This is a genomic window from Nostoc sp., from assembly GCF_036917775.1.
Lineage (GTDB): Bacteria > Cyanobacteriota > Cyanobacteriia > Cyanobacteriales > Nostocaceae > Nostoc.
The window spans coordinates 1-12,501 of the sequence record NZ_JBALEQ010000152.1 but is presented as its reverse complement, the minus strand read 5'-3'; the positions used below and the strand labels follow the sequence as shown (position 1 = coordinate 12,501).

Below are 12,501 nucleotides of genomic sequence, written 5' to 3'. Positions count from 1 at the left end.
CAATCCTGTCACCACAGTTGTTCCAGATGAAGAGAATTTGGATACTGACCCGGAAGAACCTGTAATTACTTTAGATGAAGCGATCGCAGTTTCGGCAGAATTGGAAATTGCTACAGTTGTTCCAGATAAAACGGAAAAAGATATAGTTATCGATGAGCCTGTGAGTCCTGTATGGCTCAAAGGTGAAACGGCAGAGCAAATTTTACAAAATTTAATAGATTTAGCTTTACCCGATTCTGAACTGCTTCTGAATGATGAAGAGGTTACAGATTCGCTAGCAGCAGAACCACCATTATTGTTAACTTTAGATCAGGATAGTTATATTGCTTGTTGGGGACAAGCTCTTACAATAAATGGGCGCATAGAACTTAAAGATAAGACAAATTTAGAGCAGGGTGAAACATTATCTCCAAAAAGCTTGCAGGCGCTTGAACTAGGGATTGAATTGCGATCGCCCCTAGAGTCGGAAATCTTAACTCAGATACGGCACTTACCAGACCAGGAGTTGCCCTTCACCATAAATACCTCAATTGATATTCCTGCTGACTTTGAATCGAAGTTAATTTTGGCAGATATCAGTTTGTATGGTCGATACGCCGATGTTGATGAAATCATCAGGTTAGCCAGCCAGTCCTTCACCATTACAGCAGATGTAACAGAATTACTGGCAATAACAGCCGCAGCAAAACCTAGTACATCCTTAAATGACCCTATAGCCCCATCGGACTCGCCTGATGCTTCCACAGAGCCAGAGACCGCGATGAGGATCGATTTAAAACTATTCAATCTGGTCAAGATTTCAAAAACAGAGCAATCCCAGATACTCGATCCATCTCCAAATACAGCCCTACCGCCGCAAATTAACCTGCAAGTTCTGCGAGAAACCACTCTGCGGAAATCTAAAAATTCAAGCAATTCGCCTCAATTGCCGAAATTGCCACCTCTTCAAATCGATGCCAACCCCCACACAGATGCTATTGCAGAATCCTCTACACAAGAGGAACTTCTAGAAAAGGATACAACTATAGCTGCTATCAACTTGGAGCAGTTAGTTATCAAGCAACGTCGAATGTCAATACTCGATACGACTTTTCCATACTTGAGACGTGTACAAGCTTTGCCAGGTGATGCAGAAGAAGTAAAAAATGATGTCCTTCCAGATACATTGGAAGGTGAAGCGGCTGAAAAATTGCCACAATTAGACGCAATTGTAGCTGAGGATGAGAATATACCGGAATTAGTGCTAGATGATGCACAATTTCAGGAAGAATCTGTTGCTGAGATAGAAACCCAGTCAAATGAACAATTTCAGGAAGAATCTGTTGCTGAGATAGAAACCCAGTCAAATGAACAATTTCAGGAAGAATCCGTTGCTGAGGTAGAAACCCAACCAAATGCACAATTTATTACAACAGGCAACCTGTACTCATCTCCCTTACTGAGGAAGTGGATGCAAAGCCAAGGATACTCTTTGCCTGAATCCATCAATGAACAGCAGACCCAGCTTTTTCTGAGTGCTGGAACTCCCGATGTTGATGTCAACTTGCCATTAAGTCTGGATGATGCCACAGAGACGTGGGAAGAAAACCAAGAGTCGGTTGTTGATCTTGAGAACTTAGGGGAAGATGCAGACACAGCAAATGAAGCTGATCTAGAGACAGTGGAAGATACGGTAGTAGAAAAAATATCTGAACCAACACTTTCAATGGCTCTGGTAAGACAACTACCGCCTCCCCCTCCTCCGATAAAAGTAAATATAGCGTCAGCTTGGTTGGCGCAAGAAATCGTTGTAGATGATACAGATAGTGAACTAGAAGCCGATACAACGAATAATTACTTGTTAGAAGAAGATAAGTTAGCTTTATCCCCTTCTCTATCCATAAGTGCGGGAGCCATTGAGCCTTTGCCAATTCCGCAACTGTATGTACCAGAAGGCGAACTAATCGCCGACAAGCTGATCATAGTGCGCGTAGTACTGCCTGAAGTATCTCCCCAAGTGGTTGTGAAGTTATGGGTTGAAGACTATCAAACTCGCTGGTTACTAGATGGGCCCCATTTATTGACAAATTTACTACCTAATGTTTTGGGAGGGTTGGAAGTAATCACACAATTAAAGATTCCCTTTGGCTGTTTAGAAATTCGCATAGAAGCGATCGCACTTGATTTGACAACCCAACAAGAGAGCCATAAAGTCACAACAGTAAGGACTGTAATTCCTCCAGACTTGCCAAACTTGCAGCTAGATGAACTACTGGGTATGTAACTTTAGGGAATTGGGAATTGGGCAAAACAGTTCCGTTAGCGGTAGCGGGGCGTTTAGCCCGTGCTGAGTGAAGAGTTAAGAGTTACGAATTCTCCCCCTGCTCCTTGCCCCCTGCCTCCCTACCCTCTGCTCCCCTTTTCTCCCAAGATGGGCTGTGTTAAAAATATGAAAGAATTTCAAAAATCTGGCAGAATTTGCAGTAAGCTCATTTTGAATTGTAGTGTTATTTAGCAGGAACTTTATTATGGCAGCTTCCTTTTTGCCTTCTATCTTCGTTCCCATCATTGGTTGGGTTTTGCCAGCTATAACCTTCGCATTTCTGTTTTTATACATTGAAAGCGACGATATCAGCTGATATTAGTCATGAGTCATGAGTCATAAGTCATTTGCTAAAAACAAATGACAAAGGATAAAGGACAAATGACTATTGACCAAAATTAATACCGCCTATCTCATAGAGACAGGCGGTTTTTTTAAGGTTGATTTCTCAACAAATGCTAGAAAATCCTAACTTATAATGTTCGGTTCAAACTAACTAATGTTAAATCGAAGAACCGAGTCCGGCGTAGGCACCATAAAAGAAAATGCCCAAGACTGTAATTATACCTAAACCTGCGATCGTAGCGACGACCCACAGGGGAATTCTCCCACTTCCAGACACAGCTTCTCTCCTCCCTTAACAACAAATCAACACACGCTCAACAAACAAAGATTAAAAAGAGTAGTTCCAGTTAGTTAAAGAAGTAACTAGAAAACAGAATCCCTAGAACGAAAACTAGTAGTAGTCCCAGGTATAGGGAAGTCCGGTTTAGTTCAACCGGTTGATTATTGGGATTAGGCGATCTTTCTACCATAATTGCTCCTAACGGTGAATAAATTGCATGGCGGCGATCGCGCCTAAAAAGAATACAGTGGGTACACCTAAAGTGTGTACTGCCAGCCATCTAACGGTAAAAATGGGATAGGTAACTGGTTGATTGATGTTATTGCCGCTAGTCATGATCTAAAACTACTTTCCAATAAATTGTTCAACTTGTTTTTTAGCTTCAAACCGGTTCTTCACAATGGGCACTTCTTGCCGCGCTGGTGTGAAATACTCATTGGGACGAGGTGTACCAAAAGCATCATAAGCCAGCCCGGTGCTAACAAATAACCAACCAGCAATAAACAATGCTGGGATGGTGATGCTGTGGATTACCCAGTAACGAACGCTAGTAATGATGTCCGAAAACGGACGTTCTCCAGTGGTACCTGACATTTAGATCCCTACCTTATACATAGAGTGTTATTGAGTTTATTATCCTACAAAGTTAAGAAAGAGTTACAAGTTGCAAAGTTCTTCTCAGAAATTAGGTATTGGGAATTGGGAAAACTCTTACCTAGTCCCTAGTCCCCATTAAGCGGCTTCTGGGGAAGTTGTTTCAGGGTTTGGGAGATATTTGAGCAAAACGCCGCGATCGCCAATTATAAATCCGCGTTCTGGCTCTAGGAACACAATTTTATACAAATTAGCAGCAACTTCTTCTATCTCACGGTCTTTTTCCCAGGTTTTGCCACCGTCGCCACTTCGTAACAAATTACCGCTACCGCCACCTACCCAAATTTCATCAGGTGTGCGATATGCCAAATCCAGTAAACCCCAACTGGTGGATAACTCTGGATATTTTGCCTCTTGCCATTCTTCAGGTTTAGTTGGGTCACTAAACTGAACTTGACCTCCTCTAGCTAGCAACCATAATTGCCCATTCTCCGTAAAACCCATGTTTTCTAAGCGCCGAGAATTATTGCGGTTATGAGGTACCCAAGCATCTTGCCCTGGTTCCCAAGTCGAGTAGAAACTACCCTTAGCGGAAACTGCAATATATTTACCATCAGCTGAACGTTCCAAGTTACGCACTACACCGACTGCTGATTCCACCTGAGCTTTCCAGTTTTTGCCGCCGTCTGTGGTTTTATATATGGCTCCCACATCGGTAGCCATTTCTGCTGTGTTGTCTGATAGTGCCTTAACTGCGATCGGGCTACCTGGTAGCTTTTCGCTCAGGGGAATACGCGACCAAGAAGCACCTTCATCGGTAGTATGCAGCAACAGTCCAGGCTCTCCGGCAATCCAGCCTTCTTTACCTGCAAAACTTACTGAGTCAAAACGATACTTTTGCTCATCCAGTTGCAGTGTTATTGGTTTCCAGGTATTACCACCGTCATTGGTTTCCAATAGGGTGGCATTGCTACCTACTAAGTAGCCATGTTCAGGGTTATTAGTAAAAGCAATATCCAGTAGATTCGAGTCTGTTGGCACAGAAATGACTTTCCAAGGGTTGTAACTAACAGAAGGAACTTTGCTACAACCGATGCACATGATGACTACTATTAACAAGGCAGCTATTCGTTGCCAACCTTTCACAATTGAACGCATTAGTATTTCTTAAGTTGTTTCTAAATTTCTGTAGGTGTTCTCTAAAAGGTTTACCTTATACCAATTTTGGATTTTCAATTTTGGATTTTAGATTAAAAAGCTTTTCAAAAATTCCAAAAAATATTAACCCAATATGGTATTTAGGGTCATTGCCGATCTACGGAACTGGTAAAACGACACAATTATGTGATTTTAATTACACAGTAACTCCCTGTTTCCCAAATAACGGCCGTCATTGTAAGCCGTAGAGACTGATAAAAAACAAGAAGCCAAGAGCCAAAGCGCCAAAAATTAAGATATTCTTTTGGGTTGGCGTTAGGTTATTGACACCAAAACCATAACCGAGATTTTCTTTGAAGCCGGATGCAGTACCCGCAGGGCCAATATTGGCAAAAGCGGTTTTCTTGGCGCTACAAACTGGACAGCGCCAATTTGGGGGCAGTTCTGCAAAGATTATCCCTGAAGGAATATCATGCTTGTCGTCTCCCTTTTCAGGTTCGTAAACATAACCGCAGGCGCGACACTCGTAGCGGTCTAACACCGGAGTCTCAACAGCTGGTTCGCTCATGGCTAGGGCCTCGCAGAGGAGAATTCTTAAATATACGTTAAAAATTATGACATAATTGTCAGGCTTTTCTATCACTATCAAAAGCTAATTAAATACTTGAAGTGTATCTATTTCCCAGATTTCAGAAAAACCAAACAGATATAATGTAAAAGAAAGTTACGCAGTTAAGGGATTGGGAATTGGGAATTGGGCATTGGGCATTGGTTAAATAATCAATAGTTATTCTCCCCCTGCTCCCCCTGCTCCCTCATCTCCCCACTCCCCACTCCTCACTTAAAATACTCCATAAGCGGTAGATACTCATTGTGTTTGTCCTCAGCGGTTACGAGTACCTACTAGGCTTCTTTATAATCTGTAGCCTAGTACCTGCCTTAGCGCTCTCAGCTTCCAAGCTCCTACGACCCAGTAGTTACAGCCCAGAACGTCGCACTACTTATGAATCTGGTATGGAACCCATCGGGGGAGCCTGGATTCAGTTCAACATCCGCTACTACATGTTTGCTCTAGTCTTCGTCGTCTTTGATGTGGAGACTGTTTTCTTGTATCCTTGGGCGGTAGCTTTCCACCGTTTGGGGTTATTGGCTTTTATTGAAGCGCTAGTCTTTATTGCAATTCTTGTAGTCGCTTTAGTTTACGCGTGGCGTAAAGGAGCTTTGGAATGGTCTTGAATTCTAATTTAACAACTCAGGACAAACAGCGAATCATCAACCCCATTGAGCGGACTACAATCACTCAAGACCTTTCAGAAAACGTCATTTTGACGACGGTTGATGACCTCTATGACTGGGCGCGGCTTTCTAGTCTGTGGCCGTTGCTGTTTGGTACTGCTTGCTGCTTTATTGAGTTTGCAGCTTTAATTGGTTCCCGATTTGACTTTGACCGTTTTGGACTAATTCCCCGTTCTAGCCCCCGCCAAGCCGATTTAATTATTACGGCAGGGACTATCACGATGAAGATGGCTCCTCAATTGGTGCGGCTTTATGAACAAATGCCAGAGCCGAAGTATGTAATTGCGATGGGAGCTTGCACAATTACTGGCGGGATGTTCAGCGTTGATTCCCCTACGGCAGTACGCGGAGTCGATAAACTGATTCCTGTAGATGTGTACTTGCCTGGTTGTCCTCCCCGTCCCGAAGCAATTATCGACGCAATTATTAAGCTGCGGAAGAAAATCTCCAATGAATCGATGCAAGAGCGGGATAAAATTAAGCAAACTCACCGCTACTACAGCACGACTCATAACCTGAAGCCAGTGGAAGAAATCTTAACTGGTAAGTATTTGCAGTCAGATACTCGCTCTGCACCACCGAAGGAATTGGCGGAAGCGATTGGTATGCCAATACCACCTGCACTACTGACAGCAAAGGCACAAAAGGAGGAACAAACCCGTGGCTGAAGAAGAATCTAAACCAGTACCAGCAGAAAAAGAAGAGTCATTGGTACAAGCAGGTAAAGTTTCCCAGTGGTTGACGGAAAATGGCTTTGACCATGAGTTTTTAGCACCAGATAAGAATGGTGTAGAGATAATTAAGGTGCCGGCAGATTTCTTGCTTCCCACCGCTACAGCCCTTTATGCTTATGGGTTTAATTATCTCCAGTGTCAAGGCGGTATAGACCTTGGCCCAGGACAAGAATTGGTGAGTATGTATCACTTGATTAAAGTCGGTGATAATAGCGATCGCCCCGAAGAAGTTCGAGTTAAAGTGTTCTTACCACGGGAAAATCCTATAGTGCCTTCTGTGTACTGGATTTGGAAGACCGCAGATTGGCAAGAGCGCGAGTCTTACGATATGTACGGCATTATCTACGAAGGACACCCAAATCTCAAGCGGATTTTGATGCCGGAAGATTGGGTGGGTTGGCCTTTGCGGAAGGATTACATTTCGCCTGATTTCTACGAGTTGCAGGACGCTTATTAGAAATTGCTGAATCGAGACGCGATGAATCACGTCTGTACAATATAGTTTCGGCAGTGATTAACCCCTTTCCGGTGGCGGAGAGGGGTTATGTTTTTGGTGTTTTACAGCTATTTTCAAGTAAACAATTATTTATTGTGTTTGTTTATCATTTATCGAGAAAATTACAAAATTACTCTAATAGCCAGCCAAAAACAGACGCTACGCTAAGATTTAACTCATTAGCAAAAGATGGAACAGGAAGTTTTTGCTGTGGTTCATCAAATACTTCTGGTTGCTGCTTGGGAAGATAAACAAACACTGTTTGCTCATTTGGGTCAATTAACCAACCCATTTGAGTGCCAAAATTGAGGCAACGCAAAATATTTTTGGTGACTTTTGTTTGACTTTGGTCAGGTGAGAGAATCTCAATTGTCCAGTCAGGAGCTATTAAAAAGGTATTAGCAACCTCGCCTTTTTCGTCGCGAGGAATTCTACCCCAAGTAAACACAGACACATCTGGAACTATTGAGCGTCCATCAAATGTGCAACGTAATTCTGAAAATGCTCGTGCAATCTGTTGCGGTTTAAGAATTACATTGACATTAGTAGAAAACTCGGTTTGAATTGTGCTGTGCTTACCCTGTGGCATTGGTTTCTGGATGATTTGCCCATCAATATATTCGCTAGCAGGTTCTGTTTCTGGTAGCTTGAGAAACTCATCTAAAGTGATCAATTTAGATGGGGTTTGTAGCATTAGGTGTTTCTTGTAAAAAAGAGTTTGATTAGCTTTATATTAATTTTAATGGTGCGTTGTCACAAAGGTCAACGCACCTTTATCTAAAGAAGCGGCGAGTCCAAACAATTACTTCACAGATATCACTGTTTGGTTTACTACTGGGCGTGGTTTCTTGCGGTCTGACCTGCGCGTTCCACCAGCCATCTCATACTCATCACTATTTTTGCCATAGCGAGATGCAACATTCAACAGCATTTGCTCAGAATAAGTATTCAATTCTCGTTCTGCTTCTATTAAGGCATTGTGTGTCTTATCTACTATTGTCTGTGCTTGATTATAAGCGGCTAGCTTTTCGCGTAACTCAATTACTTTAGTGTTGTAAGTAGCAATTGAAAACCCATTACTAAAGTCTAACTGAGGGTTAATTGTCTGCATTCCTTCAATCCGTCGTTCAGCTTTAGTCAGTGACATGGAGTTTCGTTTCCGTTGCGCCATATAGTTTTCCTGTTTGGATTAATTTATAAATAACTCTGACTTTATACACTGAGTTATTTATATATCATCAAAATACGCAACAAGCAGATGCACCAGCCACAGTGAAGTTACAGAATTATAAAAGTATTGGATGGCATTAGCCAACTAGATAGATGCGGGTATATTTGCTGAAATTCGTTGAGAAAAGCTGGTTTTGATGTCACAAAAGCTGGTTTTGATGTCGCAAAAGCTGGTTTTGATGTCGCAAAAGCTAGTTTTGATGTCGCAAAAGCTAGTTTTGATGTCGCAAAAGCTAGTTTTGATGTCACAAAAGCTGGTTTTGATGTCGCAAAAGCTAGTTTTGATGTCGCAAAACTAGCTTTTGATGTCGCCGAGCTTTATCTCATGTAGAGACGCGATTTATCGCGTCTAAAAGACTGACACGTTAGAAAGACGCGATAAATCGCCGTCTCTACAAAGAATGTACTCGTTGATTATTCTTTGACAGACTACTAACGAATAGCAACAACAGTTACCATCGCATGGGCTAGAGGGGAATGAGACGAAGCAGATTAAAAATTTATTTTTATAACTGAAAATTTTATTTTATTTATGTGTTAAGTAGCTTTCAGGATGTTATCTGTATCATCTATCATTCAGTTTAAATTATCGAATGTATCATCTATCATTCAGTCTTATTGATTATTGACCTCTGTTACTCATTGATAGGTTGAGGTTTGGGTATTAGGGCATCTCTTTTTAAGACATAACATACCACTCACTTAGTAGTTATTTATTAACGGAATTTAAGAAGTTCTGTAAGCATACTCTATCCTAGACATTGCCTGAACTTGTGCTTCAAAAATCATGAGCCATTATATGAATAGTTAGCACGTTTACGGCACTATCCAATGTCTGAAGATTTATTAAACTCCTTTCAAGAAGCATACAGTAATCTCGAACTATTTCCGTTGATGGAACGGAACGAAATGGAAAGATTTAGAGTCGAATACGGCGATGATTTAATTGCAGACCTAAACCAATTAGTCGAAGATAGTCCTAATGGAGATGGCAAAATAGTCTTTACAGGACATCGAGGATGTGGTAAGTCTACTTTGTTAGCTGAATTTAGCCGACAAATTCAAGATAAATATTTTGTAGTTCTGTTTTCTATTGCTGACAAAATTGAAATGTCGGCTGTTAATCATATTAATATACTGTTTGCGATCGCAGTTAATTTAATGACAGAGGCAGAAGGCCGCCGAGTTGATATTCCGCACTCTACTAAAGAAGCTCTATATAAGTGGTTTGCTACCCGTACTCGTACTGAAGAATCAAATTTGCAAGCAGAAGCTAGTATAGGTTTTGACCTCTTAAAATTGATTAGCTCTAAATTAAAAGCTGATGCTAGCGTTCGGGATGAAATTAAGCAAGAATTTGAACGCAAGTTATCAGATTTAGTTGCCAGAATTAATGAAATAGCTGCTTTAATTCAAGCTGCAACTAAACAAAATGTTTTGGTAATTATTGATGATTTAGATAAACTTGACTTAGGCAGAGTTAACGAAATTTATCGAGATAACATTAAAGCTCTTTGTCAACCTAACTTTCAAATTATCTACACTATCCCCATTGCAGTCCTTCGAGAAACATTTATCAGCACAATAATTGCCACTGAAACCAACGATCAAGTTGTGGCAATGCCTGTCTTAAAAATATTTGATAAAGGTAAAAATCGCTTCCCTAATGCCCTACCTCGCCCGGAAGCAACCAAGATTCTTGGTGAAGTTTTACAAAAACGTATTCCTAGTGAATTAATCGCGGCAGAAACGGCTGAAAAAATTGTAATTTACAGTGGTGGCGTATTACGAGAGTTAATTCGGATCTCTAAGGAATGTTGCCGCATTTGTTTGCGGATGATCCGGCGAAATCCCTCAGCCAAAGTTATCATTGATGATAAAATTCTTCTGCAAGCAATCAATAAAATTCGCAATGATTTTTCCATACGCTTAGGAAAAACTGATATCGATATTTTGCAGAGTGTTTATGAGCAATTTATGCCCAACGATCCCAAACAAGCAGAGTTTTTGGATTTACTACATGGGCTGTATGTTCTAGAATATCGTACTGATGAAACTTGGTACGATGTTCATCCAATTATTATCGAAAGCTTGAAAAGACAGGGAGCTATTAATGTTGAATGAAGAATTATTAGATGATGAAGGAGAAAATCAAGATGCGTATGATGATTTAATTGTTTCTATTGAAGCTCAAAGGCGGGGATTAAATTTACTGATTGCAGTTTGCGATGATGCTAGCTTTCGCGATGAGATTATTGCTCAATATGAAGCTGAACTACAACCCGCCTTCCGTGCATATCGAGTAACTTTAGCACGTCAAGAACCAAGCCTCAAAGCTGCTCTTAACCAACTGGTACAACAAGAAGAATATCTCCGTCAGCAGGACCTGGCGGTGATTACTGTCACAGGTGCTGAACAATTGTATTTTCTCAGGTTGGGAAATGAGCAATCAGAACAGGAGAAATTTTTTGGTTACTTACAGTGGACAAGGGAAGGATTGCGTGAATTTCCATTTGCGATCGTACTTTGGTTAACTAACCAAATTTTAGTTAACCTGATTAAAAAAGCGCCTGATTTTTGGAGTTGGCGTAATGGTGTATTTCGGTTTGAATCTCAAAAGACAAATGCTATTCCTGGGAAAGAATTAGAAAATATCCGCTTTGTTTTTAGAGACACAGAATTAGCTAGTACAGATACTAATGAAACTAATCGCTTTTTCTTACCAATTCAAGATTTACAAAGGTTAATCGAGAAAATAGAACAAGAGCGGGGAACTAAAGACCCCACCTTGGCTACTTTATACTCAAGATTGGGCGATATTTACCACAGCAGATTAGATCGGGGTGAATCTCAAAATTATCAAGAAGAACAGGAATTAGCAATTAAATATTGGCGACAGGCGAGTGAGCTACAAAATGAATTAGGTTTGCAGATAGATTTAGCTAATAGCCTCAACAATTTAGCCGGAATCTATCGTGCAACAGGACAGTACAGCGAAGCCGAACCCTTATATAAACAAGCTTTAGAACTAAGGAAACGCCTACTAGGAGACAATCATCCTTCTTTTGCTACTAGCTTGAATAATTTGGCGGGACTTTACAAATCTACTGGACAATATGCTAAAGCAGAACTCTTATACCAACAAGCTTTGGAACTGAGGAAACGTCTGTGGGGAGAAAACCATGCTGATGTCGCCGTCAGTCTGAACAATTTGGCATTACTATATGATGAGCAAGGACGTTATGACGAAGCAGAACCTTTGTATCTGCAATCATTAGAACTCGAAAAACGTCTGCTGGGTGAAAATCATCTTTCTTTCGCTCTTATACTAAATAATTTAGCGCTACTTTATTATCATCAAGGACGCTACAGTGAAGCTGAACCGTTGTCGCAACAAGCAATAGAACTAGATAAGCAATTTTTAGGAGAAGAGAATCCCGATGTTGCAACAGATTTGCACAATTTAGGTTTAATATACCGCGCTCAAGGACGCTACAGTGAAGCGGAATCTTTGTTTTTGCAATCATTAGAACTCAAGGAGCGTGTATTACAAAAAGCGCATCCGCTATTAGCAGATACTATCTATGCTCTTGGTTATATGTACAGGGAACAAGGACGTTACAATGAAGCAGAACCCTTATGTATAAAAGCTTTAGAGCTTGATAAGCACCTATTGGGAGAAAATCATCCCAATGTTGCCGAAAGTCTCAATAATTTGGCAGAAATTTATCGTGCAACTGGACGTTACGATGAAGCAGAACCGCTTTATTTGCAAGCTTTAGATATTTGTGAGCGAGTCTGGGGTGTAAATCATCGCCGTAGTGTCTCTATTCGTCAAAATCTAGAAAAACTTGTCGGAGCAATGGAGAATAACGGAGAGTGCGATCGCATTGCATAGAGCAACAATATCATTTTATAGCAATCTTATTTGAGTTGTGAAAATGCGCGATGTCCAGATCCCCGACTTCTCGAAGGATGCTGTTGGCGAATAGGGGGTCTTACCCCCTAATAAGGTTAGGAACAGCTAGTAAGAAGATAAAACTAATGGAGTTCTTGTGACATCTGT

16 protein-coding genes are annotated in these 12,501 nt (G+C 41.0%); 8 read left to right on the top strand and 8 right to left on the bottom strand.

Going from position 1 to position 12,501, the window contains the following annotated elements:
* Positions 1–37: 37 nt before the first annotated feature.
* A complete protein-coding gene (locus V7K69_RS30225; RefSeq protein ID WP_442936210.1) occupies positions 38–2,263 on the top strand; it encodes a hypothetical protein in 2,226 nt (741 codons plus the stop codon).
* Positions 2,264–2,507: 244 nt separating this feature from the next.
* Complete coding sequence (locus V7K69_RS30220) at positions 2,508–2,618, top strand: photosystem I reaction center subunit VIII (protein WP_084227157.1); 111 nt, start codon at positions 2,508–2,510, stop codon at positions 2,616–2,618.
* Positions 2,619–2,804: 186 nt separating this feature from the next.
* Here the strand turns inward: V7K69_RS30220 and V7K69_RS30215 are convergent, their stop codons facing one another.
* From V7K69_RS30215 to V7K69_RS30190, 6 genes are all read right to left on the bottom strand, one after another.
* Positions 2,805–2,924, bottom strand: a complete 120-nt coding sequence (locus tag V7K69_RS30215) for a photosystem II reaction center protein J (RefSeq protein WP_012411803.1) — start codon at positions 2,922–2,924, stop codon at positions 2,805–2,807.
* A 70-nt stretch (positions 2,925–2,994) separates the two neighbouring features.
* The gene (locus V7K69_RS30210) at positions 2,995–3,117 is read right to left on the bottom strand and encodes a photosystem II reaction center protein L (protein ID WP_012411802.1); all 123 of its coding nucleotides are present in this window, start codon (positions 3,115–3,117) and stop codon (positions 2,995–2,997) included.
* Positions 3,118–3,125: 8 nt separating this feature from the next.
* Positions 3,126–3,263, bottom strand: a complete 138-nt coding sequence (gene psbF, locus V7K69_RS30205) for a cytochrome b559 subunit beta (RefSeq protein ID WP_012411801.1) — start codon at positions 3,261–3,263, stop codon at positions 3,126–3,128.
* A 9-nt stretch (positions 3,264–3,272) separates the two neighbouring features.
* Positions 3,273–3,521: a cytochrome b559 subunit alpha gene (psbE, locus tag V7K69_RS30200; protein ID WP_012411800.1), complete on the bottom strand. Its 249-nt coding sequence runs from the start codon at positions 3,519–3,521 to the stop codon at positions 3,273–3,275.
* Positions 3,522–3,659: 138 nt separating this feature from the next.
* The gene (locus V7K69_RS30195) at positions 3,660–4,679 is read right to left on the bottom strand and encodes a photosynthesis system II assembly factor Ycf48 (RefSeq protein ID WP_335041468.1); all 1,020 of its coding nucleotides are present in this window, start codon (positions 4,677–4,679) and stop codon (positions 3,660–3,662) included.
* A 232-nt stretch (positions 4,680–4,911) separates the two neighbouring features.
* Positions 4,912–5,247 carry a rubredoxin gene (locus tag V7K69_RS30190; protein WP_335041466.1) on the bottom strand — a complete coding sequence of 112 codons (336 nt, stop codon included), beginning with the start codon at positions 5,245–5,247 and terminating at the stop codon, positions 4,912–4,914.
* Positions 5,248–5,552: 305 nt separating this feature from the next.
* Between V7K69_RS30190 and ndhC the strand changes: the two genes are divergently transcribed.
* From ndhC to V7K69_RS30175, 3 genes are read left to right on the top strand one after another with little or no spacing between them, the layout of a single operon-like run.
* Complete coding sequence (gene ndhC, locus V7K69_RS30185) at positions 5,553–5,915, top strand: photosynthetic/respiratory NAD(P)H-quinone oxidoreductase subunit C (RefSeq protein ID WP_104908259.1); 363 nt, start codon at positions 5,553–5,555, stop codon at positions 5,913–5,915.
* Positions 5,906–6,643 (top strand): photosynthetic/respiratory NAD(P)H-quinone oxidoreductase subunit K, encoded by a 738-nt coding sequence (gene ndhK / locus V7K69_RS30180; RefSeq protein WP_114080395.1) that lies wholly within the window; start codon positions 5,906–5,908, stop codon positions 6,641–6,643. Before ndhC ends, ndhK begins: the two co-directional genes overlap by 10 nt.
* The gene (locus V7K69_RS30175; protein WP_335041462.1) at positions 6,636–7,166 is read left to right on the top strand and encodes an NAD(P)H-quinone oxidoreductase subunit J; all 531 of its coding nucleotides are present in this window, start codon (positions 6,636–6,638) and stop codon (positions 7,164–7,166) included. The genes ndhK and V7K69_RS30175 overlap by 8 nt, the downstream gene beginning before the upstream one ends.
* 169 nt (positions 7,167–7,335) lie before the next feature.
* Here V7K69_RS30175 and V7K69_RS30170 read toward each other — a convergent pair whose 3' ends face one another.
* Positions 7,336–7,899: a Uma2 family endonuclease gene (locus V7K69_RS30170; protein ID WP_335041460.1), complete on the bottom strand. Its 564-nt coding sequence runs from the start codon at positions 7,897–7,899 to the stop codon at positions 7,336–7,338.
* A 108-nt stretch (positions 7,900–8,007) separates the two neighbouring features.
* Positions 8,008–8,376 carry a hypothetical protein gene (locus tag V7K69_RS30165; protein WP_335041457.1) on the bottom strand — a complete coding sequence of 123 codons (369 nt, stop codon included), beginning with the start codon at positions 8,374–8,376 and terminating at the stop codon, positions 8,008–8,010.
* Between the two features lie 177 nt (positions 8,377–8,553).
* Between V7K69_RS30165 and V7K69_RS30160 the strand changes: the two genes are divergently transcribed.
* The 3 genes from V7K69_RS30160 to V7K69_RS30150 all read left to right on the top strand — a co-directional run bounded on the left by V7K69_RS30160 (position 8,554) and on the right by V7K69_RS30150 (position 12,333).
* Positions 8,554–8,766, top strand: coding sequence for a hypothetical protein (locus V7K69_RS30160; protein ID WP_335041455.1), 213 nt, complete (start codon positions 8,554–8,556; stop codon positions 8,764–8,766).
* Positions 8,767–9,266: 500 nt separating this feature from the next.
* Positions 9,267–10,559 carry an ATP-binding protein gene (locus V7K69_RS30155; RefSeq protein WP_335041453.1) on the top strand — a complete coding sequence of 431 codons (1,293 nt, stop codon included), beginning with the start codon at positions 9,267–9,269 and terminating at the stop codon, positions 10,557–10,559.
* Positions 10,549–12,333 (top strand): tetratricopeptide repeat protein, encoded by a 1,785-nt coding sequence (locus V7K69_RS30150; protein ID WP_335041451.1) that lies wholly within the window; start codon positions 10,549–10,551, stop codon positions 12,331–12,333. The genes V7K69_RS30155 and V7K69_RS30150 overlap by 11 nt, the downstream gene beginning before the upstream one ends.
* Positions 12,334–12,501 lie beyond the last annotated feature (168 nt).

Coding starts and splice junctions, on each gene's coding strand:
- V7K69_RS30220 (WP_084227157.1), top strand. CDS start 2,508: ATGGCAGCTTCCTTTTTGCCTTCTATCTTCGTTCCCATCATTGGTTGG.
- V7K69_RS30210 (WP_012411802.1), bottom strand. CDS start 3,117: ATGGTAGAAAGATCGCCTAATCCCAATAATCAACCGGTTGAACTAAAC.
- psbF (WP_012411801.1), bottom strand. CDS start 3,263: ATGACTAGCGGCAATAACATCAATCAACCAGTTACCTATCCCATTTTT.
- psbE (WP_012411800.1), bottom strand. CDS start 3,521: ATGTCAGGTACCACTGGAGAACGTCCGTTTTCGGACATCATTACTAGC.
- V7K69_RS30195 (WP_335041468.1), bottom strand. CDS start 4,679: ATGCGTTCAATTGTGAAAGGTTGGCAACGAATAGCTGCCTTGTTAATA.
- V7K69_RS30190 (WP_335041466.1), bottom strand. CDS start 5,247: ATGAGCGAACCAGCTGTTGAGACTCCGGTGTTAGACCGCTACGAGTGT.
- ndhK (WP_114080395.1), top strand. CDS start 5,906: ATGGTCTTGAATTCTAATTTAACAACTCAGGACAAACAGCGAATCATC.
- V7K69_RS30170 (WP_335041460.1), bottom strand. CDS start 7,899: ATGCTACAAACCCCATCTAAATTGATCACTTTAGATGAGTTTCTCAAG.
- V7K69_RS30165 (WP_335041457.1), bottom strand. CDS start 8,376: ATGGCGCAACGGAAACGAAACTCCATGTCACTGACTAAAGCTGAACGA.
- V7K69_RS30155 (WP_335041453.1), top strand. CDS start 9,267: ATGTCTGAAGATTTATTAAACTCCTTTCAAGAAGCATACAGTAATCTC.
- V7K69_RS30150 (WP_335041451.1), top strand. CDS start 10,549: ATGTTGAATGAAGAATTATTAGATGATGAAGGAGAAAATCAAGATGCG.